Annotated in this window: 26 protein-coding genes; 21 read left to right on the forward strand and 5 right to left on the reverse strand. The window is 69.2% G+C overall.

Features of this window, described 5'->3' with window-relative positions; translation table 11 throughout:
* Positions 1 to 4 precede the first annotated feature (4 nt).
* From sufC to AB0C30_RS52020, 5 genes are all read left to right on the forward strand, one after another.
* Positions 5 to 751, forward strand: a complete 747-nt coding sequence (sufC, locus tag AB0C30_RS52000) for a Fe-S cluster assembly ATPase SufC (protein ID WP_357958453.1) — start codon at positions 5 to 7, stop codon at positions 749 to 751.
* Positions 748 to 2,010, forward strand: coding sequence for a cysteine desulfurase (locus AB0C30_RS52005; RefSeq protein ID WP_357958455.1), 1,263 nt, complete (start codon positions 748 to 750; stop codon positions 2,008 to 2,010). Before sufC ends, AB0C30_RS52005 begins: the two co-directional genes overlap by 4 nt.
* A 2-nt stretch (positions 2,011 to 2,012) precedes the next feature.
* Complete coding sequence (sufU, locus tag AB0C30_RS52010) at positions 2,013 to 2,453, forward strand: Fe-S cluster assembly sulfur transfer protein SufU (RefSeq protein ID WP_225291366.1); 441 nt, start codon at positions 2,013 to 2,015, stop codon at positions 2,451 to 2,453.
* Positions 2,450 to 2,809: a metal-sulfur cluster assembly factor gene (locus AB0C30_RS52015; protein WP_214636283.1), complete on the forward strand. Its 360-nt coding sequence runs from the start codon at positions 2,450 to 2,452 to the stop codon at positions 2,807 to 2,809. Before sufU ends, AB0C30_RS52015 begins: the two co-directional genes overlap by 4 nt.
* 315 nt (positions 2,810 to 3,124) lie before the next feature.
* Entirely contained in the window at positions 3,125 to 5,050 is a 1,926-nt protein-coding gene (locus AB0C30_RS52020) for a DEAD/DEAH box helicase (protein ID WP_357958457.1), read from the forward strand.
* Positions 5,051 to 5,154: 104 nt separating this feature from the next.
* Here AB0C30_RS52020 and AB0C30_RS52025 read toward each other — a convergent pair whose 3' ends face one another.
* Entirely contained in the window at positions 5,155 to 6,006 is an 852-nt protein-coding gene (locus AB0C30_RS52025) for a hypothetical protein (RefSeq protein ID WP_357958581.1), read from the reverse strand.
* Positions 6,006 to 6,794 (reverse strand): MerR family transcriptional regulator, encoded by a 789-nt coding sequence (locus tag AB0C30_RS52030; RefSeq protein WP_357958459.1) that lies wholly within the window; start codon positions 6,792 to 6,794, stop codon positions 6,006 to 6,008. Before AB0C30_RS52030 ends, AB0C30_RS52025 begins: the two co-directional genes overlap by 1 nt.
* A gap of 230 nt (positions 6,795 to 7,024) precedes the next feature.
* Here AB0C30_RS52030 and AB0C30_RS52035 point away from each other — a divergent pair, with 230 nt between their 5' ends.
* The 7 genes from AB0C30_RS52035 to AB0C30_RS52065 all read left to right on the forward strand — a co-directional run bounded on the left by AB0C30_RS52035 (position 7,025) and on the right by AB0C30_RS52065 (position 12,262).
* Positions 7,025 to 7,288, forward strand: coding sequence for a phosphoribosyl-ATP diphosphatase (locus AB0C30_RS52035; RefSeq protein ID WP_357958461.1), 264 nt, complete (start codon positions 7,025 to 7,027; stop codon positions 7,286 to 7,288).
* 62 nt (positions 7,289 to 7,350) lie between these two features.
* Positions 7,351 to 8,196, forward strand: coding sequence for an ATP phosphoribosyltransferase (gene hisG, locus AB0C30_RS52040; protein WP_357958463.1), 846 nt, complete (start codon positions 7,351 to 7,353; stop codon positions 8,194 to 8,196).
* A gap of 43 nt (positions 8,197 to 8,239) precedes the next feature.
* On the forward strand, positions 8,240 to 8,842 hold the full coding sequence (locus AB0C30_RS52045; RefSeq protein ID WP_357958466.1) for a carbonic anhydrase: 603 nt from the start codon (positions 8,240 to 8,242) through the stop codon (positions 8,840 to 8,842).
* Between the two features lie 69 nt (positions 8,843 to 8,911).
* On the forward strand, positions 8,912 to 9,796 hold the full coding sequence (locus AB0C30_RS52050) for an ABC transporter ATP-binding protein (RefSeq protein ID WP_357958469.1): 885 nt from the start codon (positions 8,912 to 8,914) through the stop codon (positions 9,794 to 9,796).
* Positions 9,796 to 10,530 carry an ABC transporter permease gene (locus tag AB0C30_RS52055; protein WP_225291357.1) on the forward strand — a complete coding sequence of 245 codons (735 nt, stop codon included), beginning with the start codon at positions 9,796 to 9,798 and terminating at the stop codon, positions 10,528 to 10,530. Before AB0C30_RS52050 ends, AB0C30_RS52055 begins: the two co-directional genes overlap by 1 nt.
* Complete coding sequence (locus AB0C30_RS52060; RefSeq protein ID WP_357958472.1) at positions 10,527 to 11,660, forward strand: sensor histidine kinase; 1,134 nt, start codon at positions 10,527 to 10,529, stop codon at positions 11,658 to 11,660. The genes AB0C30_RS52055 and AB0C30_RS52060 overlap by 4 nt, the downstream gene beginning before the upstream one ends.
* Entirely contained in the window at positions 11,657 to 12,262 is a 606-nt protein-coding gene (locus AB0C30_RS52065) for a response regulator transcription factor (protein WP_357958474.1), read from the forward strand. Before AB0C30_RS52060 ends, AB0C30_RS52065 begins: the two co-directional genes overlap by 4 nt.
* Before the next feature lie 4 nt (positions 12,263 to 12,266).
* On the opposite strand, the gene AB0C30_RS52070 is transcribed toward AB0C30_RS52065, so the two are convergent.
* The 3 genes from AB0C30_RS52070 to AB0C30_RS52080 form a co-directional block, all read right to left on the reverse strand.
* On the reverse strand, positions 12,267 to 12,812 hold the full coding sequence (locus tag AB0C30_RS52070) for an endonuclease/exonuclease/phosphatase family protein (protein ID WP_357958477.1): 546 nt from the start codon (positions 12,810 to 12,812) through the stop codon (positions 12,267 to 12,269).
* 24 nt (positions 12,813 to 12,836) lie between these two features.
* Complete coding sequence (locus AB0C30_RS52075; RefSeq protein ID WP_357958481.1) at positions 12,837 to 13,064, reverse strand: hypothetical protein; 228 nt, start codon at positions 13,062 to 13,064, stop codon at positions 12,837 to 12,839.
* Positions 13,065 to 13,406: 342 nt separating this feature from the next.
* Positions 13,407 to 14,435 carry a transposase gene (locus AB0C30_RS52080; protein WP_357958483.1) on the reverse strand — a complete coding sequence of 343 codons (1,029 nt, stop codon included), beginning with the start codon at positions 14,433 to 14,435 and terminating at the stop codon, positions 13,407 to 13,409.
* A gap of 677 nt (positions 14,436 to 15,112) precedes the next feature.
* Between AB0C30_RS52080 and AB0C30_RS52085 the strand changes: the two genes are divergently transcribed.
* The 9 genes from AB0C30_RS52085 to AB0C30_RS52125 all read left to right on the forward strand — a co-directional run bounded on the left by AB0C30_RS52085 (position 15,113) and on the right by AB0C30_RS52125 (position 25,231).
* Positions 15,113 to 15,784 carry an acVLRF1 family peptidyl-tRNA hydrolase gene (locus AB0C30_RS52085; protein WP_357958486.1) on the forward strand — a complete coding sequence of 224 codons (672 nt, stop codon included), beginning with the start codon at positions 15,113 to 15,115 and terminating at the stop codon, positions 15,782 to 15,784.
* A gap of 162 nt (positions 15,785 to 15,946) precedes the next feature.
* Complete coding sequence (locus AB0C30_RS52090) at positions 15,947 to 17,014, forward strand: LacI family DNA-binding transcriptional regulator (RefSeq protein ID WP_357958489.1); 1,068 nt, start codon at positions 15,947 to 15,949, stop codon at positions 17,012 to 17,014.
* A 37-nt stretch (positions 17,015 to 17,051) separates the two neighbouring features.
* The gene (locus tag AB0C30_RS52095; protein WP_357958491.1) at positions 17,052 to 17,708 is read left to right on the forward strand and encodes a DUF1961 family protein; all 657 of its coding nucleotides are present in this window, start codon (positions 17,052 to 17,054) and stop codon (positions 17,706 to 17,708) included.
* A gap of 123 nt (positions 17,709 to 17,831) precedes the next feature.
* Positions 17,832 to 18,461, forward strand: coding sequence for a DUF624 domain-containing protein (locus AB0C30_RS52100; protein WP_225291350.1), 630 nt, complete (start codon positions 17,832 to 17,834; stop codon positions 18,459 to 18,461).
* Positions 18,458 to 20,005: an extracellular solute-binding protein gene (locus AB0C30_RS52105; RefSeq protein WP_357958495.1), complete on the forward strand. Its 1,548-nt coding sequence runs from the start codon at positions 18,458 to 18,460 to the stop codon at positions 20,003 to 20,005. The genes AB0C30_RS52100 and AB0C30_RS52105 overlap by 4 nt, the downstream gene beginning before the upstream one ends.
* A gap of 57 nt (positions 20,006 to 20,062) precedes the next feature.
* Positions 20,063 to 21,034 (forward strand): ABC transporter permease subunit, encoded by a 972-nt coding sequence (locus AB0C30_RS52110; protein ID WP_225291348.1) that lies wholly within the window; start codon positions 20,063 to 20,065, stop codon positions 21,032 to 21,034.
* Positions 21,035 to 21,045: 11 nt separating this feature from the next.
* Positions 21,046 to 21,930 (forward strand): carbohydrate ABC transporter permease, encoded by an 885-nt coding sequence (locus AB0C30_RS52115; RefSeq protein WP_357958498.1) that lies wholly within the window; start codon positions 21,046 to 21,048, stop codon positions 21,928 to 21,930.
* Positions 21,927 to 22,547, forward strand: a complete 621-nt coding sequence (locus AB0C30_RS52120; RefSeq protein WP_357958502.1) for a rhamnogalacturonan acetylesterase — start codon at positions 21,927 to 21,929, stop codon at positions 22,545 to 22,547. The genes AB0C30_RS52115 and AB0C30_RS52120 overlap by 4 nt, the downstream gene beginning before the upstream one ends.
* Positions 22,544 to 25,231 carry a Tat pathway signal sequence domain protein gene (locus AB0C30_RS52125; protein ID WP_357958505.1) on the forward strand — a complete coding sequence of 896 codons (2,688 nt, stop codon included), beginning with the start codon at positions 22,544 to 22,546 and terminating at the stop codon, positions 25,229 to 25,231. The genes AB0C30_RS52120 and AB0C30_RS52125 overlap by 4 nt, the downstream gene beginning before the upstream one ends.
* The last annotated feature ends 41 nt before the right edge of the window (positions 25,232 to 25,272 follow it).

A 25,272-nucleotide genomic window follows, 5' to 3' on the forward strand; every position in this document is an offset into this window, starting at 1 on the left:
ACACATGTCCACCCTTGAGATCCGTGACCTGAAGGTCGCCGTCGAGGACAAGGAAATCCTGCGCGGCGTCAACCTCACCGTGCAGTCGGGCAAGACCCACGCCGTGATGGGGCCGAACGGCTCGGGCAAGTCCACGCTCGCCTACGCCATCGCCGGTCACCCGAAATACACCATCACCGGCGGTGAGGTGCTGCTCGACGGCGTCGACCTGCTGGAGCTGACCGTCGACGAGCGGGCCCGCGCCGGCCTGTTCCTCGCCATGCAGTACCCGGTCGAGGTGCCCGGCGTGTCGGTCTCCAACTTCCTGCGCTCCGCGGTCACCGCGGTCCGCGGCGAGGCGCCCAAGCTGCGCCAGTTCGCCAAGGACCTCAAGACCGGCATGGACGCGCTGGCCATCGACGCCGAGTTCGCCCAGCGCAACCTCAACGAGGGCTTCTCCGGCGGCGAGAAGAAGCGCCACGAGATCCTCCAGCTGGAGCTGCTCCAGCCGAAGATCGCGGTGCTCGACGAGACCGACTCCGGCCTCGACGTCGACGCGCTGCGCGTGGTGTCGGAGGGCATCAACCGCTTCCGCGCCGCGGGCGACACGGGCATCCTGCTGATCACGCACTACACCCGCATCCTGCGGTACGTGAAGCCCGACTTCGTCCACGTCTTCGCCGGCGGCAAGATCGTGGAGGAGGGCGGGCCGGAGCTGGCCGACAAGCTCGAGGCCGAAGGCTACGAGCAGTACACGAAGGCGCTTGCATGACTTCCACCAGCTTGGACGTGGAGAGGATCAGGAAGGACTTCCCGGTTCTCTCCCGCGAGCTGCCCGGCGGGCGTCCGCTCGTCTACCTCGACTCGGGCAACTCCTCACAGAAGCCCACGGCGGTCGTCGAGACCATCCGTGAGCACCTGGCGATGCACTACAGCAACGTCGGGCGGGCCATGCACGCGCTCGGCGCGGAGTCGACCGAGGCCTACGAGAGCGCGCGCGACAAGGTGGCCGGGTTCATCGGCGCCCCGTCGCGCGACGAGGTGATCTTCACCAAGAACGCCTCCGAGGCGCTCAACCTGGTCGCCTACTCCTTCGGCAACCCGGGCAACACCGACCCCCGCTTCACCCTCGGCCCCGGCGACGAGGTGGTGATCTCCGAGATGGAGCACCACTCCAACATCGTGCCGTGGCAGTTCCTGGTGCAGCGTACGGGGGCGACCCTGAAGTGGTTCGGCGTCACGGACGACGGCCGCCTCGATATTTCGGATATTTCAGGACTGATCACCGAGCGCACGAAGATCGTGTCGATCGCGCACCAGTCCAACGTGCTCGGCACCATCAACCCGGTCGCCGACGTGCTGCGCCGGGCCCGCGAGGTGGGCGCGCTGGTGATGCTCGACGCCTCCCAGTCGGTCCCGCACCACGCCGTCGACATGGCCGCGCTGGGCGCCGACTTCGTGGCCTTCACCGGCCACAAGATGGTCGGCCCCTCGGGCATCGGCGTCCTCTGGGGCCGGGCCGAGCTGCTCGACGCCATGCCCCCGTTCATGGGCGGCGGCGAGATGATCGAGGCCGTCTGGATGGACCACTCGACGTACGCGCCGGTTCCGCACAAGTTCGAGGCGGGCACGCCGCCGATCGTCGAGGCCATCGGCCTCGGCGCGGCCGTCGACTACCTGACCGGTGTCGGCATGGAGGCCATCGAGGCGCACGAGCGCGGCCTGACGGCCTACGCGCTCGACGCGCTGCGCCAGGTGCCCACGCTGCGCCTGATCGGGCCCGACTCGCTCGACCAGCGGGGCGCCACCCTGTCGTTCACGCTGGAGGGCATCCACCCGCACGACGTCGGGCAGCTGCTCGACGACGAGTTCGGCATCGCGGTGCGGGTCGGCCACCACTGCGCGCGACCGCTGCACCTGCGTTTCGGAATACCGGCGACCACCAGGGCGTCGTTCTATCTGTACAACACCACGGACGAGATCGACGCCTTGGTCCGCGGCCTCCATCACGTTCAGAAGGTGTTCGCATAGCCATGATCGGCGAGTCGATGTACCAGGAACTGATCCTGGAACACTACAAGCACCCGCAGGGGCGGGGGCTGCGTGATCCCTACGACGCCGAGGTTCACCACGTGAACCCCACGTGCGGCGACGAGATCACGCTCCGGGTCAAGCTGGGCGACGCCGGCAAGATCGAGGACGTCTCCTACGACGGGCAGGGCTGCTCGATCAGCCAGGCCGCCGCCTCCGTGCTGCACGAGCTGACCACCGGCTCGACGGTCGAGGAGACGCTGTCGGTGGTCGACGAGTTCACCCGGCTCATGCAGGGCAGGGGCAAGGTGGAGGCCGACGAGGACGTGCTCGGCGACGCGGTGGCGTTCGCGGGCGTGGCCAAGTTCCCGGCGCGCGTCAAGTGCGCGCTGCTGTCGTGGATGGCCTACAAGGACGCTGTAGTGAGGAGTGCTGCGCGATGAGCAAGCCGGTGGAGACACCGACCGGGTTCGACGGTGAGGCCACCGTCGACGAGGTCATGGAGGCGCTCAAGGACGTCGTCGACCCCGAACTCGGCATCAACGTCGTCGACCTGGGCCTGATCTACGGGCTCAATCTCGACCCCGCCGAGGGCGGCCGGCCCGTGGCCACCATTGACATGACGCTGACCAGCGCGGCCTGCCCGCTGACCGATGTCATCGAGGATCAGGCGCATTCCGCGCTCGAGGGCATGGTTTCGGATGTTAAGATCAATTGGGTCTGGCTCCCGCCGTGGGGACCGGACAAGATCACTGACGAAGGGCGCGAGCAACTTCGTATGCTAGGCTTCAACGTCTGATCGTTGCTGTACGGCTGGCATCTCGGTGTCAGCCGCTTCAGCCTGCCAAAGTCTGAAATTCAGACAAGTCGGGGAATACATGGTGTCTTCCTCGTGTTGGCAACACGTGCACCTAGCGCACCAATGTGCGTTTCAACGCCGCCTGCGGCCGGCAAATGGGTGCGCGTAGACGGCCTGTCCTCCGGGCCAGTCCCCACCCAGCAGGTGCCGACCACCTGCGCCTCGCAATGAAGTACGGCACCGCCGTACGTCCCGGCTCGTCCTTTTCGCAGAAGTGACGCGCCACTTCGACTGAAAGGCACGAAGTTCGTGACCATGCTTGATGCTGTCCTGCCCGAGTTCAACGAGGTCCTGCCCGAGCTCGACGAGAGCACCCCGGAGGCGGGTCCTGGGTTCGAGGAGCTCGGCCTGCCCAAGCCGCTCGTCACCGGGCTGGCCAAGCAGGGCATTGCCAGCCCGTTCCCGATTCAGAGCGCGACCATCCCCGACGTCCTCACCGGCGCCAACGTGCTCGGCCGTGGCCAGACCGGCTCCGGCAAGACCCTCGCCTTCGGGCTGCCCCTCATGGCCCGCATCTCCGGCGTCCGGCCCACCCCGGGCCGCCCCCGCGCGATGATCCTCGTCCCCACCCGTGAGCTCGCGCTCCAGGTGCACGACGCTCTCGAGCCGCTCGGCCGGGGCCTCGGCCTGCGGATGAAGGTCATCGTCGGCGGCATGTCGATGGGCAAGCAGATCGAGGCGCTGCGCCGCGGCGTCGACGTCGTCATCGCCACCCCCGGCCGCCTGGGCGACCTCATCCGGCAGGGCGAGTGCTCGCTGGGCGACATCGAGGTCAGCGTCCTCGACGAGGCCGACCACATGTGCGACCTCGGCTTCTTCCCCGTCGTCACCGAGCTGCTCGCGCAGACTCCGGCCGACGGGCAGCGGCTGCTGTTCTCGGCCACGCTCGACGGCGACGTCGACAAGCTGGTGCGGCGCTTCCTCAAGGACCCGATCACGCACTCGGTGGCTCCCGCGACCTCCCCGGTCGAGCTCATGGAGCACCACGTGATCCAGGTGACGCGCGACGACAAGTTCGACGTCACCGCGGAGATCGCCAACCGCGAGGGCCGTACGATCATCTTCGTCCGCACCCAGCACGGCGTCGACCGGCTGTGCAAGCAGCTGGCCCGCGTCGGCATCAAGTCGGGCGGCCTGCACGGCGGCAAGCGCCAGAACCAGCGCACCCGCATCCTGGCCGAGTTCCGTGAGGGCTCCGTCAACGTGCTCGTCTGCACCGACGTCGCGGCGCGCGGCATCCACGTCGACAACATCAGCCTCGTGCTGCACGTCGACCCGCCGCAGGACCACAAGAGCTACCTGCACCGCGGCGGCCGCACCGCCCGCGCCGGCGAGAAGGGCACCGTGGTCACCCTGGTGCTGCCGAGCGAGCGCCGTTCGACCGACCAGCTCACCCGCCGGGCCGGGATCCACCCGTTCCGCCTCAAGGCCGAGCCGGGCCACCCCCGTCTGGCCGAGGTGACGGGCGCCCGCGTCCCGAGTGGCGAGCCCATCCCCGTCTGGGAGCCCGACGTCCGCAAGCCGCTGCGTCCCCGCCGCGAAGGCGGCCACAGTGGCTCCGAGCGTCGCGGGCGCCGTCCGCGCCGCGAGTTCGACGGCGAGCGCCGTCCGCGCCGCCACGAGGACGGGCAGCGTCCCTTCGCCTCAGGCGACGACCGGCGCCCCCGCCGTCACGACGGTGACGACCGCTACCCGCGCCGGCACGCCGAGGGCGGCTCGCAGGAGCCCCGCACCTTCGGCGAGGACCGGGGCGGCGACCGCGGCCAGGGCGGCTACCGCGGCGGTGACCGTGGCCCGCGTGGCGGCGGCTACCGCGGCGACGACCGCCCGGCCCGCTCGGACGCCCCGCGCGGCGGCTACCGCTCCGACGACCGTCAGAGCGGACCGCGCTCGGACGACCGTCAGGGTGGCGGCTACCGATCCAACGACCGTCAGGGCGGTTACCGCTCGGACGACCGTCAGGGTGGCTTCCGTTCCGACGACCGCGGCTCCCGCGCCGCCGGTGGCGACCGTGGCCGTCCGTTCTCGGCCGACCGCGACCGTCCCGCCCGCACCGACGACCGTCCGCGCGACGGCTACCGCTCCGGCGGTGCCCGCTCGGACGAGCGTGGCGGCTACCGCTCCGACGACCGTGGCAACGGCGGTTTCCGCAGCGGCACCGGCCGCCGCTTCGACCGCTGACCCCGGCGGGCCACCGGTGAACGCCGGTGGCCGACGCTGATCAACGCACGGCGCTGCCCGCCGTACCCCTTCATCGGGGGTACGGCGGGCAGCGCCGTTTCCGCTCAGGAGTCGGGCACGTGTTCCCGGCGGGGCCGCAGCGCGCGGATCGCGGCCCCGGGATCGTCGGCGAAGAAGCGGATCACCCTGGCCTCGGCGTGGCGGCCGAGGGGGCGGATGGCGGTGATCGGTTCGGTCAGATCGAGGATCAGGTTGGTCTGGGAGGCCACCGCCACGACCAGCCGATCGCCCTTCACCTCCACCTTGATCGTGCCGTTCTCGTTGAAGTTGCGGACCTGGCGTACCTGGGCGATCCGCTCGCGCGGGACGCGCAGGTCGAAGAACGCGCCGTAACGGATGCGTACCTCGTCGGCGGAGACGACGTGGGGCCGGGTGACGCAGGCCGCGATGACCGCGAGCACGACCAGGACCGTATAGGCGTCCACCACGAGGAACACGGCGCGCAGGCCGACCGGCGCGCCGAACGCCCGCAGCAAGATCTCCGCGACGATCAACTCCATGACCATCGCGAACAGGAAGATCATCATCGTGGAGGTCTGCGCGCGGGAATAGGAGAGGGCGGTGGCGCCATGCGGCACGCCATGGCGGCGCCGCGCGACCCACAGGGCGAGGCTGACCATGCCCTTCGCGTCGAACCCCACGATCCGCCGCACCTGATCGGGGACCAGCCGGCCATAGGCCGCCCGCAACGCCGTCCGCCGGTCCGCGCCGCCCCGGCGCTCGGCGCCGAACAGCCGGTACAGGGTCGCCGCCTCCAGCACGAGCACGGCGACGACGGCCGCCTCGGCCGCGGCGACCAGCGGGCCGGGCAGCGGCACGCCGGACACGAGCAGGACCGCGAGCAGCAGCTCCATGGGCAGCATGGCGAACAGCACGGACCGCGCGATCCGCACCATCACGCTCGCTCCTTCAGCATGACCATGACCAGCCGGAACACCTCGGCCTGGGCGGCGGACAGCTCGCCGTACATCGTCGTCAGCCACTGCCCGCCATCCGCGTCCTCGGGGGTGGCCGGGCGCATGTGCTCGGGAGCCGAGTCCAGGTTCGCGAGCATCGCCGTCGCCATCTCGTCGGGAAAGTGCGCGGCGAGGTCGGCGGCGAGCGTGCTGACGCGGGGGTCGCCGGGGTCGGCGTCGGCGAGCTCGTCCAGCCGCGCGTAGAGGGCGTGTCCCCGTGCGAGCGCTTCGGGCTCGGTGAGCGGGCGGAACAGATCGATGAACTCGGCCCGGTCGGCGGGGTCGGCCACGGTGTCCATCAGAGCCAGCAGCTCCCGGTCCATTTCGGCGAACTTCGAGCCTTCGACGGAGAGATCGCGCAGGACCGTCGCCATTTCCGGCGACACCGTCGAGTCGGGATGCAGGTCCGTCTCCGCCAGGAGCGCGGCCAGCCGGTTCCGTCTGACGCCGATCGTCTCCTGCTGCCGGGCCAGGTCGGCGTCCAGCTCCAGGAGCACTTCCCGCAGCTCCCGGCCCTGGTCGTCGGCCAGGACGTCGCGGATCTCGTCCAGGGACATGCCCAGCTCGGCCAGCCTGCGTACGCGGGTGAGGGCCACGGCGTCTCGCAACAGGTACTCCCGGTACCCGTTGGCCAGCCGTTCTGGCTCGGGGAGAAGGTTCAAGTGGTGGTAGTGGCGCACGGTCCGGGTGGACACCCCGGCCAGTGCGGCAAGCTCGCCGATCCTCATGGGGCCTATTGGACACGTTGACGCTACGGCAAGGTCAAATCGCACGGTCCGTTGTGGCCGGGGTCCTTTGAGGGGGATACCCCCTTCGGGGGAGGGGAAGGAGCCGGTTGGTCGTGGCTGGTTTCCGTTGGCGGGAAGGACTTGCCGTCTCGGGTGGCGGACAGGGGCCTGGTGACCCGTGCGCGCAGACTAGGCTTGTCACGCATGCCAGCCGACCGACGAGAGAGATCATGAAGACCTTCGAAGAGCTGTTCGCCGAGCTGTCAGAGAAGGCACGCACCCGACCCGAGGGTTCGGGCACCGTGGCCGCCCTCGACGCCGGCGTCCATGCCATCGGCAAGAAGGTCGTCGAGGAGGCCGCCGAGAGCTGGATGGCCGCCGAGCACGAGTCGAGTGACCGAGCCGCCGAGGAGATCTCCCAGCTGCTCTACCACGTTCAGGTGCTCATGCTCGCCAAGGGCATCGGGCTGGACGAGGTGTACAAGCATCTCTAGGGCGCCCGCGCCCGTCAGCCCGTACACCTAACATCCCGCGAGACACCAAGGACACCACGGACATGTTGCGTCTGGCCGTACCCAACAAGGGCGCGCTCAGTGAGGCCGCCCAGACCATGCTCAAGGAGGCCGGCTACCGGTCCCGCAAGGACAGCAAGGAGCTCGTCGTCGTCGACGAGGACAACGGTTGCGAGCTGTTCTTCCTGCGCCCCCGCGACATCGCGGTCTACGTCGGCGAGGGCACGCTCGACGCCGGCATCACCGGCCGGGACATGCGCGTCGACTCCGGCGCCCCCGTCGAGGAGATCATGCCCCTGGGCTTCGGCGGCTCCACCTTCCGGCTGGCCGCCAGGGCGGGTGCCATGACGTCGGTCAAGGACCTCGACGGCCTGCGCATCGCCACCTCCTACGCCGGGGTGCTCGGCAAATACCTGTCGGAGTCCGGCGTCGACGCCCGCGTCATCAAGCTCGACGGCGCGGTCGAGACGGCCATCAGACTGGGCGTCGCCGACGCGGTCGCCGACGTCGTGGAGACCGGCACCACCCTGCGCAACGTCGGCCTGGAGGTGTTCGGCGAGCCGATCATGCGCTCCGAGGCCGTGCTGATCAGGCAGCAGGGCAACGGCGCGGACACCGGCATCGAGCAGCTCGTGCGCCGCCTGCAGGGCGTCGTGCACGCCCGCGACTTCGTGATGATGGACTACGACATCCGCGCCGAGCGGATCGAGGAGGCCATCGCGCTCACGCCCGGCATGGAGGGGCCCACGGTCTCGCCGCTGCACCGCGAGGGCTGGGTCGCCGTCCGGGTGATGGTCCGGCGGCGCGGGCACCAGCAGGTGATGGACCAGCTCTGGGAGATCGGGGCAAGGGCCATCCTGGCCACCGACATCTACGCCTGCCGCCTCTGAGATCTGTCCGCTAGGTGATGTCCTGTCCGGGAATCAGCTAGCTGTGGGTGACGAAACGCTTGCTCGTAGTTATGTCCCGTTCTGTGACGCTGCCGCCTCGCAGGCCTGGGAGGCATTGCAGCGCGGCAACCGGCGTTGGGCGGCGGGCGCGTCCCGCCGCCCCCGCCAGGATCCCGCCCGCAGGAGGCAGGTCGCGGCGGGGCAGTCTCCCTACGCGGTGGTGCTGTCGTGCATCGACTCGCGGGTGCCGCCCGAGGTCGTCTTCGACGCCGGGCTGGGCGATCTGCTCGTCGTCCGTACGGCGGCGCACACCGTCGACCGGCTCGTCACCGCGGCGGTCCAGTACGGGCCGCAGGACTTACGCGCCAGCCTCGTCGTCGTCCTGGGACACCAGCGCTGCGGCGCCGTCACCGCGGCGTCCAGGGCGCTGCGCGAGCGGGAGACGCTGCCGGGGGAGTTGCCCAGCATCGTCGCCGCCCTCGAACCCGTCTACACCGGTTCGGGAGGTGAGGTGGAGGCGATGGTGCGCGCGCACATCGTACGGACCGTGTCGGGGCTGAGGGCCGACACCCTGTTATCCGGCAAGGCCACCGTGGTCGGCGCCTACTACAGCCTCGACACGGGACTGGTGCGGCGCGTCGCCTGACAAATGTCACCGTCAACCCCGGAAGTAACGCACTAACCAGGCAAGATCCACCGCCCTAGCGTTGATGTCATGAACGCCATCGTGTTCGACCACGTCAGCAAGGACTACGGGGACGTCCTTGCCGTCGATGATGTGTCCCTGGAGATAGAGCCCGGCAAGACCGTGGCCCTGCTCGGTCCCAACGGCGCGGGCAAGTCGACCTCCATCAACATGCTGCTCGGCCTGCTGCGGCCGTCCAAGGGGACGGTCAGCGTGTACGGCCGCACTCCCCGCCAGGCCGTCGCGGCCGGCCAGATGGGCGCCATGCTGCAGAGCGGCCAGCTCATCCCCGAGCTGACGGTCCAGGAGCTCATCGACCTGGTCCGCAACCTGTACCCCCAGCCGCTGGACCTGGCGGAGATCCTCAAGCTGGCCGACCTCACCGACCTGGTGAAGCGGCGCGCGAACAAGCTGTCGGGCGGCCAGTCCCAGCGCGTCAGGTTCGCCCTGGCGATCGCGGGCGCGCCCAAGACGCTGCTGCTGGACGAGCCGACCGCGGCCATGGACGTGGAGTCCCGGCTGCGGTTCTGGGAGAGCATGCGCGCGTACGCGGCGGGTGGCCGGACCGTGCTGTTCGCCACGCACTACCTGGAGGAGGCCGACGAGCACTCCGACCGGGTGATCGTCATCGCCAGGGGCAAGGTGGTCGCCGACGGCACCGCCGCGCAGATCAAGGCGGGCGTCGGCGGGCAGGTCATCCGCTTCACCCTCGGCGAGCAGCCCGCGGCCGGGCTCGACCTGCTGCCCGGCGTCACGGCGGTCGAGATCGCCGCGGGCACGGCCACGCTGCGCACCTCCGACGCCGACGCGACCCTCGCCGGCCTCTACCGGGGCACCACGCTCGACGTGCGCGGCCTCCACCTCGCCGGCGCCGACCTAGAGGACGCCTTCCTCGCCCTCACCAGGGAGTCCTGATGCTCTACTACGCCAAGACCGAGGCGCTGCGGATGCTGCGCAACCGCCGGTACATCATCTTCGTGGTGCTGTTCCCCGTCGTGTTCTACCTGATCAACGCCAACATCTACGGCACCCAGACGGACTCGGCCGGCGTGCGGATGAGCACCTACCTGCTGGTGTCGATGGCCGCCTACGGCGCGCTCGCCTCGTCCATGATGAGCTCGGCCGTGCCCTGGGCGCAGGAGCGTCAGTCCGGCTGGCTGCGTCAGCTGCAGATCACCCCGCTACCGAGCTGGGCGATCATCGTCACCAAGCTCGGCGCCGCGATGGTCCTTGTGCTGCCGTCCCTGCTGCTGGTCAGCGTGGCGGCCGTGCTGCAGCAGGGCGTGTCGATGCCCGCCGGGCAGTGGGTGGCGCTGCTGCTGTCGCTGTGGGTGGGGGCGATCCCGTTCATCGCACTCGGGTTGTTCATCGGCTCCCTGCTGAGCGCCGACGCCGCCCAGCCCGCCGCGATGATCTGTATGTTCGCCCTGTCGCTGCTCGGCGGCCTCTGGTTTCCCATCGACGCCATCGGCGGCACGATGCGGACCATCGCCGGCTTCATGCCGTCCTACCACTACGCCAGCCTCGGCTGGAACGTGATCGCGGGCCACGGCGTGTCCATGTCCGACGCGCTGATCGTGGTGGTGTGGGGGATCGTGCTCGGCGGCGCGGCCGCCTACGCCTACCGGCGGGCTACTGTTCGGGCATGAGCTGGACCAACCGGTTTACCTTCGGCGGGACGGGTGAGACCTCGTCCCGCTACCGGCGGCTGTATGGGATCTGCTTCGGAATGGTCTACCTGTACCTCCTGGTGGCGGAGATCCTGAGCGGGGAGTTCCACGGGGCCATGGCCGTCTGGGCGTGGCTGTCGCTGATCGCGTTCGTGCTCTCGTACCTGGCGACCGTCGTGAGCCCGCGCAGCATGACGGAGCGGTCGCGGTCGACGTACCCGTTGCTCGCCCTCACCACGGCGCAGGCGGTGGTCGGCGCGTTCGTCTTCGGCGGCGGCTGGCTGGCCCTGCCCATCTACTCCACGGTGCTCTTCGCCATGATCCTCCCGCCCCGGCGGGCGGGCTTCGGCATCGCCGGAATGCTGGCGGTCGTCGTCGGCAGCGGGCTGCTGCACCATTCCGACAGCACCACCCTCCTCATCCTGGGGCTGGAGGTGGTCACGCTGGGCGTGCTGTTCATCGGCGTACGCAACACCAGGCTGCTGGCCGTGCAGCTGCGCGAGGCGCAGGGCGAGGTGGCCCGGCTCGCCGCGGCGGACGAGCGGCTGCGCATCGCCCGCGACCTGCACGACCTGCTCGGCCACAGCCTGTCGCTGATCGTGCTCAAGAGCGAGCTGGCCGGGCGGCTGGCCGAGGACTCCCCGAAGGTGCTCCAGGAGATCCAGGACATCGAGACCGTCGCCAGGAAGGCGCTGACGGAGGTGCGCGAGGCCGTCACCGGCTACCGGCAGCGCAGCCTGCCGGAAGAGCTCGACAACGCCAGGGCCGTGCTGCGGGCGGCGGGCGTGGAGCCGCTGGTGCGGGTCTCGGGCACGCCGCTGCCCGGCCTGCTCGACGGCCTGTTCGGCTGGGCGGTACGCGAGGGCACCACCAACGTCGTACGGCACGCGCGGGCGAGTAGCTGCCGGATCGAGGTGACGTACGACGGCGAACACGCCATCCTGGAGATCATGGACGACGGGCAGGGCGATGAGCCGCTCCGGCTCGGCAGCGGTTTACAGGGGCTGACCGAGCGGGTGCGCGAAGCGGGCGGGAACGTCGAGGTGGGCCCGGGGGCCAAGGCGGGCTTCCGGCTGCGGGTGCTGGTCCCCAGGGGAGCGGCGGCGTGATCCGCGTGATCCTGGCCGAGGACCAGGCCATGGTGCGCGGCGCCCTGGCGTCGCTGCTCGGCCTGGAGCTCGACATCGAGGTCGTCGGCGAGGCGGCCGACGGCGAGGCGGCCGTGGCCGTCGCGGTCCAGAAACTCCCTGACATCGCGCTGCTCGACATCGAGATGCCCGTCATGGACGGCCTCAGCGCGAGCGCCAAGATCACCTCACAGGTGCCCGGCTGCCGGGTGATGATCCTGACCACGTTCGGCCGTCCCGGTTACCTACGGACCGCCATGGAGGCGGGGGCGGTGGCCTTCCTGGTCAAGGACAGCCCGGCCCGGGAGCTGGCGGCGGCGATCAGGCGCGTACACGCGGGGGAGCGCGTCATCGACCCGGGCCTGGCGGCGGCGGCGCTCAGCGCGGGGCCCAATCCGCTGTCGGCGCGCGAACGGGACGTGCTGGCCGCCGCGGTGGACGGCTCGACCATCGGCGACATCGCCCGGCACCTGCACCTGTCGGAGGGCACCGTACGCAACTACCTGTCGTCGGCCATCCAGAAGACGCATGCCCGCAACCGCATCGAGGCGGTCCAGCGCGCCAAGTCACAAGGGTGGCTCTGAGGTTCTAATAACGCAGCTCGGCCAGGACCGCGTAGTGGTCGGAGGCGGGCTCAGGCCCGTCGCCCACCACCTCGCAGCGCACCGGGTGGCCCGCGCCGCCTGCCCGCGGCCAGGCGCTCAGCACGTAGTCGATGCGGCGAGGCGGGTACAGGCCGGGCCGGGCCCACTGGTTGGCGTTGCTCCAGGTATGCCCGTGACCGCCGGGACCGGCCACCTCCCAGGCGTCGTAGAACACCACACCGGGCGTGCCTGGCGCGCTCTTGCCGGTCAGCATCCTCATCTCGTCGCTGTCCGGCGGCGCGTTGAAGTCGCCGCACACCAGTGCCGGATGCCGCCGGGAGGCGGTCGCGGCCACGTACGCGTGGTAGCCGAGGCCCGTAGCCTGGCCCGCCCACTCCTGCATGGTGATCACGTCGGGGTCGAGGTCGCCGACGAGCTTGCCGATGCCCGCGGACCGTTCGGCGTGCGGGCCGTACTCGCCCCAGACGTTCCAGGTCAGCACGCGCATGGTGGTCTCGATCAGCGGTCCGTACGGCTGGGCCCAGTCCATGCCACTACTTTTATCCTGTATTGATCATCCTGCCCAGGCCACGTGCCGGATGAGGTCCGACACCCGCACGATGCCCAGGCAGCGGTTCAGCTCGTCGGTCACCACGAGGCCGTCGTAGACGCGGCCCGAGCCCCGGCCCGCCGCCTGCATGGCCGCCACGGTGGGGGTGCCCTCCGGCATCGTACGCAGCCCGTCGAGCGCCCTCTTCAGCACCGGCCGGTCGGCTGGCCCGCTCGGGCCTGTAAGCAGCACGATGGCCTCGCGCGGGTGCCTGCCCCGACCCTCGCATCGCCTCGTGCAGCGGAGCCAGCACGTCCGCTCCCGCCAGCACGATCCGCATGGGCAGCTCGAGCGCCATGGGCAGTAAATCGGCTTGGAGGTAGCCCGCCGCGTCGATGACTGCCGGGCGCACGATCACGGCTCCCGTGTCGAGGCCCACTACGGGGGGAGTGAGCAGGGAAGACACTTGACGCGCTCTCCGGAATGGATCCCGGGGATTCCGCCTGTGCCGCATGGTGTCATGCAGCATTTCGGTGGCTTCCTGCTTCTTCGGCCGTGCCCCGTGCCCGGCGCTTGCGCGCTGGGTGTGGGGTCTTACCTGCCTGGCGTTTGGGGTCTCCGCTTCCCGCCCATTTCAGGTTCGGGTTTCCGTCCAGCGGCGACCTGCCGCCTCCCGGCGGCCAAGATGTTGATCGCGGCGTTCACATCCCGGTCATGCCTCACGCCACAGGCGCACGCCCATTCCCGCACGTTCAGCGGCATCACCTGCGCCAGGTTCTCGCACGCCGAGCAGAGCTTGGAGGAGGGATGGAACCGGTCGATCCGGGCGAAGGTGCGACCGTAGAGTTTCGCCTTGTACTCCAGCATGCCTACGAACGCCGACCAGCCCGCATCGTGCACGCTCTTGGCCAGCCGCGTGCGGGCCAGTCCCTTGACCGCCAGGTCCTCCACATAGATCGCTTGGTTCTCGCGAACTATCCGCATCGAGGCCTGGTGGTGGAATTCCCGGCGCGCATCGGCGACCTTTGCATGCTGCTTGGCGACCTTCATCCGGGCCTTGGCCCGGTTCGCCGACCCCTTCTCCTTACGCGACAGCACCTTTTGAAGGCGCTTGAGTTTCTTCTCCGCCCGGCGCAGAAACCGGGGTGAGTCGATCTTCCGGCCATCGGCCAGCACCGCGAAATGCCCCAACCCCAGATCGATACCGGTCTCAGCCTCGATACGGGGCAACGGCCGTTCAGCGACGACGACCACGAACGAGGCGAAGTACCGGCCCGCCGCATCCTTGATCACCGTCACGCTGGACGGATCGGACGGCAGGCGGCGTGACCAGCGCACCATGATTTCACCGATCTTCGGCAGGAACAGCTTGCCGCCTGCCGTGATCTTGAACCGGGCGTTTCTGGTGAACCGGATGGCCTGCTGGTTGTCCCGTCGAGAGCGGAACCGGGGTAGGCCGACCTTCGGCCCCTTCCGCCCGTGATGAACGGCAGCCCCTGCGTGGGCGCGCCGACGCAGCGCGAGCGCGTCGTTGAACACCACCCGCGCGCACCCGAACGCCCGCGCCAGCGCGATCCGCTGGGCGGGAGCCGGATCCAGGCGGTAGTTGTAACGGAGCTGCACACGTTGATCATATCGTCGACCCATGACCGAGAGTGATGATACGACAACCTAAAGACATGGCTTCCGGGGTACACGCCTGCCTGGTTATCGTCAGCAGGTTCCGGCGCCAGGCGTTCACTTACGCACAGCTGGTCCAGATGAAAGAGCTATGAGATCCGTGTGCGCCAACTTCGGAAACCGAACTCCGATAGTTCAACGGCCATGACGACCACGTCCATCTCCTTGTGAACTTCCCACCCAAGATCGCCTTGTCTAGGCTGATCGACAGCTCCTCAAATGTGTGTCGCCCTGGCGGGCGCGGCAATAGTTCCCCGACCTGGCCGCCCACTACTACCGGGCCGTCAAGCTGTGGTCAGGCTCCTACTTCGCCGGATCCCTCGGTGGTGCACCATGTCGATCCTGCGCCAATACATCGAGCAGCAGAACCGACCAGTCTGAGCCGAAGAGACGCCGATCCGCCCGGCGGCGAATCAGCTGTTCTTACCCCGCTACGCGGGCTGGTCGGCTTCACCCCCGGCCTGACGGCCAGAGCACTGCCGACGCGAACCCGGTAGCGATGATCGGGGCGCGCCACCGTGGGCAGAAGGGGTTTGAAATGGAATTCACCTATATCTTTCCCTGAGTTCCCGACCCCAGGGGAAGCGTGGGCGCGGTCTCCGGTCAGTTACCCTTCCGGCATGAGTGCGCGACCGGCGAAGGGTGGCGGGCGATGGGTGTCCGTGGTGCCCGAGCGCGTGCACCCGTGGATCGACGGCTTCGCCGACCGGCACGGCCCGTTCGAGGCCGCCGGTGACGAGGAGGTCGTGCGCCTGGTGGCCGCCGACGGGGCGCTGGCGGAGCTGCACGTGCCCTTCCCGCCCCTGCCGCTCGGGCCACCGTACGTGACCAGGCTCGTCACCCACGCGCGGGCCGATCGGCGTGTGGGGGTGATCCTGGTACGGATGGGCGGCTACGCGACCGGCATGTTCCACGGGTCGCGGCTGGTGGTGTCCAAGGTCGGGTCTCGCCTTGTCCAGGGGCGTACCGCGGCGGGCGGGTGGTCGCAGCAGCGCTTCGCCAGACGCCGCCAGAACCAGGCGGATCAGGCCTTCGAGGCGGCGGCCGAGACCGTGGTGCGCGTCCTGTCGCCGTGCCTGGGCGAGCTGGACGCGGTCGTGCTCGGCGGCGATCGCCGGGCCGTGGACGCGCTGCGCGCCGACCGGCGTCTGGCCGGCCTGCTGGCACTGGAGACGGAGCCGTTCCTCGTCGTCCCCGACCCGAAGCTGGCCGTACTCAAGGACACGCCCGCGCTGTTCCGCGCGGTACGCATTCGCGTGGTGGACCCACCCGCTACGGGCGATGAATCGTAGGCGACATCGTCAGCGGTGACCCCTGAGAGCAACGCCCGTCGGGGGAGCACTGACCGTGAGTGTATGCTCGCCGGAAGATCGGTGTCTTGAGTCGATTCAAAAAGATCATGAGTAAGGCTATGATAAGCCGCGTTCAACGTTGGAGCGGCCTCGTGAGGATCAATGTCGACCACGAACATCAAGGAGGTCGCGCAGCGGGCACGCGTCTCCGTGGGCACTGTGAGCAACGTGCTCAACCGCCCCGAGATCGTCTCCCCCGCCACGCGTAAGCGCGTCTTCGACGCGATCCGCGAGCTGGGTTTCGTCCGCAACGAGGTGGCCCGCCACCTGCGGGTCGGCCGCAGCCGCACGGTCGGCCTGATCGTGCTCGACGTGGCCAACCCGTTCTTCGCCGACGTCGCGCAGGGTGCCGACGCCCTGGCGGACGAGCACGACACCATGGTGGTGCTGTGCAACAGCGCCGCCGACCCGGCCCGTGAGCTGCGCCATCTCGACCAGCTCGAACAGCAGCGGGTCATGGGCATACTGATCACGCCGGTCGACGCGAGCAGCCCGAGACTGGCGGAGCTCGCCGCCAGGGGCACGCCCGTGGTGCTCGTCGACAGCGCGGCCACCGGGCTCCAGTGCTCGGTGGCGGTCGACGATCGGCTCGGCGGCCACATCGCCGGAGTTCATCTGATCGAGCGGGGCCATCGCAAGATTTTGTTCGTCGGCGGGCCGCGGTCGATCAAGCAGGTGGGGGACCGGCATTTAGGGATCACGAGCGCCGTCTCCGAGGCGCGGGACACCGAGCCGGGTGGGGGAGTCGAGCCCGGCGGCGGGCCGGGTGGCGGGGTCGAGCTGATCGCTTGGTTCATGCCCGCGCTGAGCGTGGCCCACGGGCGGATCGCGGGCGAGCGGGTGGCGGCGCTGCCTGTCGAGGAGCGGCCGACGGCCGCCTTCTGTGCCAACGACCTGCTCGCCCTGGGGTTCCTGCAGGCCATGGCCGCGCATGGGCTGCGGGTGCCGCATGACATGGCGATCGTCGGCTACGACGACATCGACTTCGCCGCGGCGGCGACCGTGCCCCTGTCGTCGGTCGGCCAGCCGCGCGAGCTGCTCGGGCGTACGGCCATCGACCTGCTGCTGGAGGAGGTGGCGGAGCCCGAGCTGCACCGGCATCGGCAGGTCATCTTCCAGCCGGACCTGGTGGTGCGGCAGTCCAGCGACCTGCACAGGAGCCCACCTTGATGGAGATCGGCCCCGACGACCCGCACAGGAGCCCACCTTGACGGAGATCTACCGCAACCCACTCGCCGGCCCCGACGACCTGGCGGGATTCCGGCTGGAGGGGGACGGGGCGACGACGTTCCCGATGGGGCGGATGCGGCTGGAGAGCCTCAGACCGCCCGCTGACGGGCAGGCGGCCAACGTGGTGCTGTGGTGCCCCGAGGACCTGCCCGCCGACGTACGGATCGAATGGGACTTCTGGCCGGTCAGGGAGCCGGGGCTGTGCATCATGTTCTTCCATGCCCGCGGCCGGGGTGGTGAGGATCTGTTCGATCCGGGCCTCGCGCCGCGTAACGGGCCGTACGAGCAATATCACCACGGCGACATCGATGCCTACCACGTGTCCTATTTCCGGCGGATGTGGCCGTCGGAGCGCGCTCTGCACACCTGCAATCTGCGTAAGAGCCACGGGTTTCACCTGGTCACGCAGGGCGCCGACCCGCTGCCCGCGGCGCTGGACGCCGTCGGGCCGTACGCCGTGCGCCTGGACGTCCTGGACGGCGAGATCACCTTCTCGATCAACGATGTGGTCTCGTTCCGCTGGACGGACGACGGGAGCACGGGTGGTCCCGCGCTGCGTGGCGGCAAGATCGGATTCCGGCAGATGGCCCCGATGATCGGGGAGTATGCGAATCTGCGGGTTTCACGTCATTGACATTGAGTCGATTCAACACTAATTTCGCACCAACCGCCGTTCACCCGTACGAAACGGACTAGGAACGGCGGCGCAACACTCCACCCCCGTGTCCGCGCACACGCCACGAGAAGGTGGTGCCGGATGAACCATCCCGCCACGTCGATCAGAATTCAAGCTGCCTGCTCAGAGCTCATCTGGGCGGCCCGGCTGAACCTCCTCTGGATCGTGTTCACCCTCCTGGGTGGCGTGATCCTCGGGCTCGGGCCCGCCACCGTCGCCGCCTACACGCTGGCCCGGCGGCACAGCCAGGGTGAATCGTTTCAGGCTTGGCCGGAATTCTGGACCGTCTACCGGCGGGAGTTCGTCCGCGCCTCGCTGCTGATCCTGCCGGTGGCGGTGCTCGGCACCATTCTCGTGGGCAACTACCTGTACTTCTCCGCTCTCGGGCCCGGCTCGGAAGCGTTGCGGATCGCGACCTTGGTGGCGATGGTGGCGCTGGCCGGGGTGGGAACCTATCTCGGGCCGCTGTACGCGCACTATGAGCTACCGCTGTGGGCCTACCTGCCCAAAGCGTCGCTGTTAGCGCTCACCCGGCCGGCCTCGTCAGTGGTGCTGCTGTTCGCGCTCGCAACCATCGTCTTCGTGACCTCGGCGGCGCCCGTTCTCACCGCGGTGATCAGCATCGGTGCGTGGATCTATCTCAACACGTGGCTCTGCCTGCGTTTCTTCGAGGAGAACGAGGCGCGCCTGCATTCGAAAGGGAACTCATGAGCGCATCTCGTCGCCGGCTGGTCGCCGGTGCACTAACGCTGACGGCGGCGCTACTCGCGTCCGCGTGCTCCAGCGGCGGTGGGGGCAGTGAGGCCGACAGCGGCACGGTGACCATGATGGTCCCGCTGTTCGGCACGGCCCCCGACCCCAAGGGCGAGATGCAGCAGGCGGTCGAAAAGCTCGTCGGAAAGAAGCTCCAGATCACCTGGGTGCCCAACGCCGACTACAACGACAAGACCAACGTCACGCTGGCCTCGGACAAGATGCCGCAGATCATGGTCATCCAGGGCGACAAGACCTCGTCGTTCGTCCGCGCCGCCCAGGCTGGGGCGTTCTGGGACCTGACCGACAAGCTGGACAAGTTCCCGAACCTGAAGAACCGGGACGCGCAGACGGTCCGGAACTCCTCCACCAACGGCAAGATCTACGGTCTCTACCGGATCCGCCCCCTGCTCCGCTCGGCGGTCGTGATCAACAAGCAGTGGATGGAAAAGCTCGGGCTGAAGACGCCGGAGACCGTCGACGACCTCTACGACATCGCCAAGGCGTTCACGGAGAAGGACCCCGACGGCAACGGTAAGAAGGACACCTACGGACTGATCATCCCGAAGTGGCCGTCCCCGCAGTACGCCAGCTCCAGCCCGTACGACGTGATCGAGACCTGGTTCGGCGCCCCGAACGGCTGGGGTGAGCGGGGCGGCAAGCTCGTCCCCGGCTTCGACACCCCCGAGTTCGTCGAGGCGAACAAGTTCGTCAAGAAGATGGTCGACGAGGGGCTGGTCAACCCCGACTACGCGACCCTCGACTCGGCCAAGTGGAACGACCCGTTCATCCAGGGCAAGGGCGGCATCATCATCGATGTCAACGTCCGCGGCACCAACCTCCTCGACCTGCTCAAGGAGCAGGACCCCAACGACTTCGACAAGGTCCTCACGGTCGGCAACCTCAAGCGCTCGGACGGCAAGAAGTTCTCCTCCCCGTTCACCGGCTACAACGGCGTCATCGCCATCCCGCGGCAGAGCGTCCAGACCGAGCAGCAACTCGACGAGGTGCTGACGGTCCTGAACAAGATGGCCTCCAAGGAGGGCGGGATCCTGCTGAGCAACGGGCTCGAGGGCCGCAACTTCAAGGTCCAGGACGGCTACGCCGCCCGCGTCAACCAGGACGACCCCAAGGTCAAGCAGATCCAGCAGGACGTGGACAAGGCGTTCATCCAGCTCGGCACCACCGCCAGCGTCGGCCTCGGCGCCTACCCGGACCTGTACCCGGACAAGCCGCACCAGGACCAGGTCACGCTGCGCACCAAGCTGGCCGAGGAGGACCTGAAGACCGCCGTGCACAACCCGGCGCTCCCGGTCATGGCGCCCACCACCATCGCCAAGGGCCAGACCCTCGACCCGATCATCACCGACGCCCGGATCAAGTTCATCTCCGGCGCGATCGACGAGGCGGGGCTGAAGGCGGAGATCAAGCGCTGGTACGACAACGGCGGCACCCAGATCGCCGCTGAGACCAACGACCTGGTCTCCAAGCTCGGCAACTGATCTCGCCCCCAAGGGGCCCGGGACGCTCCCGGGCCCCTTCTGTGAAAGGAGGTGGCTGTGGCCACCGACCTGGCGCCGCCTCCCGTGAAGGCGGCCACCAAGCCCGGGCGTCCCCGCGAGAGGCTGACCTTCCGGACCGCCATGCTGCGTTACCGCTGGCTGTACCTGATGCTGCTGCCCGGTCTCGCGTACTTCGTCGTCTTCAAGTACCTGCCGATGTACGGCGTGACCATCGCCTTCCAGGACTTCCTGCCGTTCCTCGGCTACTCCGGCAGCCCGTGGGTCGGCTTCAAGCACTTCGAGGAGCTGTTCAACGGGCCGGACTTCGGCCGCCTGATGTTCAACACGCTCATCCTGGCGCTGCTGACGGCGGTCTTCGTCTTCCCGGCGCCGATCATCGTCGCGCTCATGCTGAACGAGCTGCGGCACAGCGTGCTCAAGCGGTCGATCCAGTCGCTGGTCTACATTCCGCACTTCCTGTCCTGGACGATCGTCGCCTCGCTGACGTATCTGCTGTTCTCCGTGGACTTCGGGGTGATCGCCACCTTCTTCCACGAGCTGCTCGGCGGCAAGAAGGTCGACTATGTGGCCCAGCCCGACTGGTTCCGGCCGATCATCGTCTTCCAGCTGCTGTGGAAGCAGACCGGCTGGGGCACGATCATCTACCTGGCCGCGCTGGCGGGCGTGAACACCGACCTGTACGAGGCGGCCCGCATGGACGGCGCCGGGCGCTTCCGGCAGTTCTGGCACATCACGTTGCCCGCGATCCGGCCCACGATCGTGGTGATGGCCGTCCTGACCTCGGGTCACCTGCTCGACACCGGTTTCGAGCAGATCTGGCTGATGACCGGCGCGCTGAACCGCTCGTCGGCGGACGTGTTCGACACCTTCGTCTACTACATGGGCATCACCCAGGGCGCCTTCAGCTACTCCACGGCCGTCGGCCTGTTCAAGGGACTGGTGGGCGTCCTCCTGATCTTCGGCTCCAACTGGCTGGCCAAGCGCCTCGGCCAGCGTGGCCTGTTCTAAGGAGCGCTTGAATGCCCAACCAGTCGCCCACACACCAGCACACGCTCGGCAGCCGCGTGTTCGATGTGCTCAACATCGCCGTGCTGCTGTTCCTGGCGCTGATCACGATCCTGCCGCTGCTGTACGTGCTGGCCGGATCGTTCGCCTCGGAGGCGGAGATCGCCTCGCGGCCGTTCTTCCTGTGGCCGGAGAAGTTCGTCACCACCACCTACGAGTACATCTTCGACTCGGGCACGTTCGTCCGGGCACTGCTCACCACGATCTGCGTGACGGCGGTGGGCACGGTGGTGCAAGTGCTGCTGACGTTCACGATGGCCTACCCGCTGGCCAAGCGGTACCTGCCGGGACGGACACTCGTCCTGAACCTGGTCATCTTCACGCTGGTCTTCACCGGCGGCATGATCCCCACCTACCTGGTGGTGCGGGACCTGGGGCTGCTCGACAGCTACTGGGCGCTGATCCTGCCGCTGGCGATCAACCCGTTCTATCTGATCATCGTGAAGAGCTTCTTCCAGGAGCTGCCACAGGCGCTGGAAGAAGCGGCGCGCATCGACGGCTGCAACGAGATGGGCGTCTTCTTCAAGATCGTGCTGCCCCTGTCGAAGCCGATCATCGCGACGTTCTCGCTGTTCTACGCGGTGGGCATCTGGAACGACTACATGTCGCCGCTGTTGTACATCGACGACTCCAAGAAGTGGACGCTGCAGGTGCTCGTCAGGCAGCTGACCAGCCCTGACGCCCAGAACGCGATGGCCATGCTGGAGTCGGTGTTCTTCCCCACCCAGGGACTGAAGTTCGCGGTGGTCGTCATCGCGACGCTGCCGATCCTGTTCTTCTACCCGTTCCTGCAGAAGCACTTCAGCAAGGGCGTGCTGCTCGGGTCGGTCAAGGAGTGACCCGCACCGTGCTGCTGGCCGGTGACTCGACGGTCGCCTCCTGCCCGGCGTTCGAGGCGCCGATGTCGGGCTGGGGGGCGCAGCTCGGCGCCCATGTCGGCGGCCCGGTGCGCAACTTCGCCAAGGGTGGCGCCACCACGGCCAGCCACCGGGCGGAAGGGTTGTGGGCGGCGCTCCTGCGGGAGGCCGCCCTCGGCGACGTCGTGGTGCTCCAGTTCGGGCACAACGATCAGAAGGAGCCCGATCTGCCGTACCGCGACAACCTGCGCGCCTTCGTCGAGGAGGCGCGCAGGGCGGGGGCGCTGCCGGTGCTGTGCACGCCGGTGCAGCGGCGCAGGTTCGACGGCGACCGGCTGGTGCCGACGCATGGCGACTATCCCGGCCAGGTGCGCGAGCTGGCGGCGGCCGAGAGTCTGCCGCTGATCGACCTGACCGCCGCGACCACTGAGCTGTACGAGCGGCTCGGTCCCGAGGGCTCCAAGGCCCTGTTCACCCATTTCGCGCCCGGCGAGCACCCGCTCTATCCCGACGGCGTCGCCGACGACACCCACTTCTGCTTTCGCGGCGCCGACGAGGTGGCGGCGATCGTCGCCGGGCGACTCAAGGAGATCTGTTGACCACGCTGAACTGGCTCGACCGGCCCAAGGAACAGGGCGTGACCTGGGGGGTCCCGTGGGCGCGCGGCACGGTGGAGCGCGACTCCCCGTTCGCGCTCACCGACCCCGAGGGCCGTGCGGTGCCGGTGCAGAGCTGGGTGACCGCCACCTGGCCGGACGGGTCGGTCAAGTGGTCGGCACACGCCATCGGGCCGCAGGCCCAGCCTGCCGCGTCGTACGAACTCGCGGCGGGACAACCGAGCGCCGACCAGGACGATGCGGCGGGACAGCCGAGCGCCGACCAGGACGATGCGGCGGGACAGCCGAGCGCCGACCAGGACGATGCGGCGGGGCGACCTGGCACTGTGCCGGAGCAGCCCGTCACCGTCGTCCGTGCGGGCGGCGTGCTGCGGGTGAGCACCGGACCCGTCACCTGGACGATCGAGGAGGCGGGCGACACGCTGGCCCGCTCCGTCTCCCACGGTTCCCGCGAGATCGCCAGGGACGTCCGCCTGATCAGCCTCCACCAGGACGGCCCCACCCCGGACGAGGGCGGCACCGTCACCCGCGAGCCGGCCACGGGCATCGTCCGTGACGTCACCGTCGAGCAGGACGGACCCGTCCGGGCCGTGATCCGCCTGACGGGTGACCACGGCGGCCGGCTGCCGTTCACCGTCCGCCTGTACTTCTACGCGGGCGCCGAGGACGTGCGCGTCATGCACACCTTCGTCTGGGACGGCGACCCGGAGCGCGACTTCCTGGCCGGGCTCGGCCTGCGCGCCGACGTGGTCATGCGCGACGAGCTCCACGACCGCCATGTACGGCTGGCCGGGCAGGACGGCTTCCTCACCGAGGCGGTACGCGGCCTGACCGGGCTGCGCCGCGACCCGGGGGAAGCCGTACGGCGGGCCCAGGTCGAGGGCAGGCCGTGCGGCCCGATCGGCAACCCCGAGGTGGCCGATCGCCTGCACCTCATCCCCGCGTGGAACGACTACACCCTCGACCAGACCTCGGCCGACGGCTTCACCCTGCGCAAACGCACCGCCGACGGCCACGCCTGGGTGACCGTTCCGTCGGGCACCCGCTCGGCCGGGTACGGCTACCTCGGCGGCGCGAGCGGCGGCCTCGGTTTCGGGCTGCGCGACTTCTGGCGGCTGCACCCGACCCGGCTCGACGTCAGAGGCGCCGCCACGGACCTGGCCACCGCGACCGTCTGGCTCTGGTCGCCCTCCGCGCCCGCCATGGACCTGCGCTTCTACCACGACGGCATGGGCCAGGACACCTTCGCCGAGCAGCTGGAGGGCCTGGAGATCACCTATGAGGACTACGAGCCGGGCTTCGGCCACGCCCAGGGCATCGCGCGTACTCACGAGCTCACCCTGCGCGTCCACGACGCCACGCCGTCAGCAAAGTCTCTGGCCGGGCACGCCGACGCGATGAACGAGCCTGCGTTGCTGGCCGCCGCCCCGGAACGCGTCCGCGAGGCGGGCGTGTTCGGCGACTGGGCACTGCCGGACCGCGCCACGCCCGCCCAGGCCGCGATCGAGGACCGGCTGGACCTGCTGTTCGACTTCTACCGGCGCGAGCGGGAGCAGCGCAGGTGGTACGGGTTCTGGGACTACGGCGACGTCATGCACACCTATGACGCCGACCGGCACACCTGGCGCTACGACGTCGGCGGCTACGCCTGGGACAACTCCGAGCTCTCGCCCGACCTGTGGCTCTGGTACCAGTATCTGCGTACGGGACGGGCCGACGTCTTCCGCTTCGCCGAGGCCATGACCCGCCACACCGGCGAGGTCGACGTCTATCACCTCGGCCGCTGGAAGGGTCTGGGCACCAGGCACAACGTGCAGCACTGGGGCTGCAGCGCCAAGCAGCTGCGCATCTCCAACGCCGCCTACCGGCGCTTCCTGTACTACCTGACCGCCGACGAGCGCACCGGCGACCTGCTCGACGAGCTGGCCAGGCCCGAGGAGACGTTCCTCGTGATCGACCCCACGCGCAAGGTGCGCGAGGACGTCTACACCCCCGATCCGTCCGCCCTGGCGGTCGGGCTCGGCACCGACTGGGGCGCGCTCGCGGCGGCCTGGCTCACCCGGTGGGAGCGGTACGGCGACGAGCACGCCAAGGACAGGCTGCTGGGCACGATGGCCGGCATCGGGGCGCTGCCGCGCGGGTTCCTGACCGGCGAGGCCCGCCTCGACCTGGCCACGGGCCGCTTCGACACCTCGCGGGACCAGATCTCCGTCTCCCACCTGTCGTCGGTGTTCGGGCTGCCCGAGATGTGCTCCGAGCTCATCGCGCTCGACCTGGACGTCCCCGGGTTCGAGCAGGCGTGGCTGGACTACTGCCGGCTCTACCTGGCCTCCCCGGAGCGGCAGGCCGCCGAGGTGGGTCACCCGCTGAGCGGCATCTCTCTGGTGCAGGCGCACAGCCGCCTGGCCGCGTACGCCGCGGCCCGCTCGGGCGACGCCGAGCTGGCGGACCTGGCCTGGCGCAAGTTCTTCCTCGACGAGGGCGACCAGCTCAACCGCAATCCCCTGCAGCGCGAGCCGGACTGGCGCCTGACCCGGGTCGAGGGGCCCCATGTCCTTGCGTACGTGCTGGAGGCGCCGTTCGTCTCCACCAACGACGCCGCCCAGTACGGCCTGGCCGCGATCCAGAACCTCGCGCTGATCGGAGACCACTTGCCGGCCGATTAAGCAGAGGTGGGGCTCCCGGCGAGGGCTCTACACTGATCTGT

This window comes from Nonomuraea sp. NPDC048901 (genome assembly GCF_040649695.1).
GTDB lineage: Bacteria > Actinomycetota > Actinomycetes > Streptosporangiales > Streptosporangiaceae > Nonomuraea.

Coding starts and splice junctions, on each gene's coding strand:
- sufC (WP_357958453.1), top strand. CDS start 5: ATGTCCACCCTTGAGATCCGTGACCTGAAGGTCGCCGTCGAGGACAAG.
- AB0C30_RS52005 (WP_357958455.1), top strand. CDS start 748: ATGACTTCCACCAGCTTGGACGTGGAGAGGATCAGGAAGGACTTCCCG.
- sufU (WP_225291366.1), top strand. CDS start 2,013: ATGATCGGCGAGTCGATGTACCAGGAACTGATCCTGGAACACTACAAG.
- AB0C30_RS52015 (WP_214636283.1), top strand. CDS start 2,450: ATGAGCAAGCCGGTGGAGACACCGACCGGGTTCGACGGTGAGGCCACC.
- AB0C30_RS52020 (WP_357958457.1), top strand. CDS start 3,125: ATGCTTGATGCTGTCCTGCCCGAGTTCAACGAGGTCCTGCCCGAGCTC.
- AB0C30_RS52025 (WP_357958581.1), bottom strand. CDS start 6,006: ATGGTGCGGATCGCGCGGTCCGTGCTGTTCGCCATGCTGCCCATGGAG.
- AB0C30_RS52030 (WP_357958459.1), bottom strand. CDS start 6,794: ATGAGGATCGGCGAGCTTGCCGCACTGGCCGGGGTGTCCACCCGGACC.
- AB0C30_RS52035 (WP_357958461.1), top strand. CDS start 7,025: ATGAAGACCTTCGAAGAGCTGTTCGCCGAGCTGTCAGAGAAGGCACGC.
- hisG (WP_357958463.1), top strand. CDS start 7,351: ATGTTGCGTCTGGCCGTACCCAACAAGGGCGCGCTCAGTGAGGCCGCC.
- AB0C30_RS52050 (WP_357958469.1), top strand. CDS start 8,912: ATGAACGCCATCGTGTTCGACCACGTCAGCAAGGACTACGGGGACGTC.
- AB0C30_RS52055 (WP_225291357.1), top strand. CDS start 9,796: ATGCTCTACTACGCCAAGACCGAGGCGCTGCGGATGCTGCGCAACCGC.
- AB0C30_RS52060 (WP_357958472.1), top strand. CDS start 10,527: ATGAGCTGGACCAACCGGTTTACCTTCGGCGGGACGGGTGAGACCTCG.
- AB0C30_RS52070 (WP_357958477.1), bottom strand. CDS start 12,812: ATGGACTGGGCCCAGCCGTACGGACCGCTGATCGAGACCACCATGCGC.
- AB0C30_RS52085 (WP_357958486.1), top strand. CDS start 15,113: ATGAGTGCGCGACCGGCGAAGGGTGGCGGGCGATGGGTGTCCGTGGTG.
- AB0C30_RS52090 (WP_357958489.1), top strand. CDS start 15,947: ATGTCGACCACGAACATCAAGGAGGTCGCGCAGCGGGCACGCGTCTCC.
- AB0C30_RS52100 (WP_225291350.1), top strand. CDS start 17,832: ATGAACCATCCCGCCACGTCGATCAGAATTCAAGCTGCCTGCTCAGAG.
- AB0C30_RS52105 (WP_357958495.1), top strand. CDS start 18,458: ATGAGCGCATCTCGTCGCCGGCTGGTCGCCGGTGCACTAACGCTGACG.
- AB0C30_RS52115 (WP_357958498.1), top strand. CDS start 21,046: ATGCCCAACCAGTCGCCCACACACCAGCACACGCTCGGCAGCCGCGTG.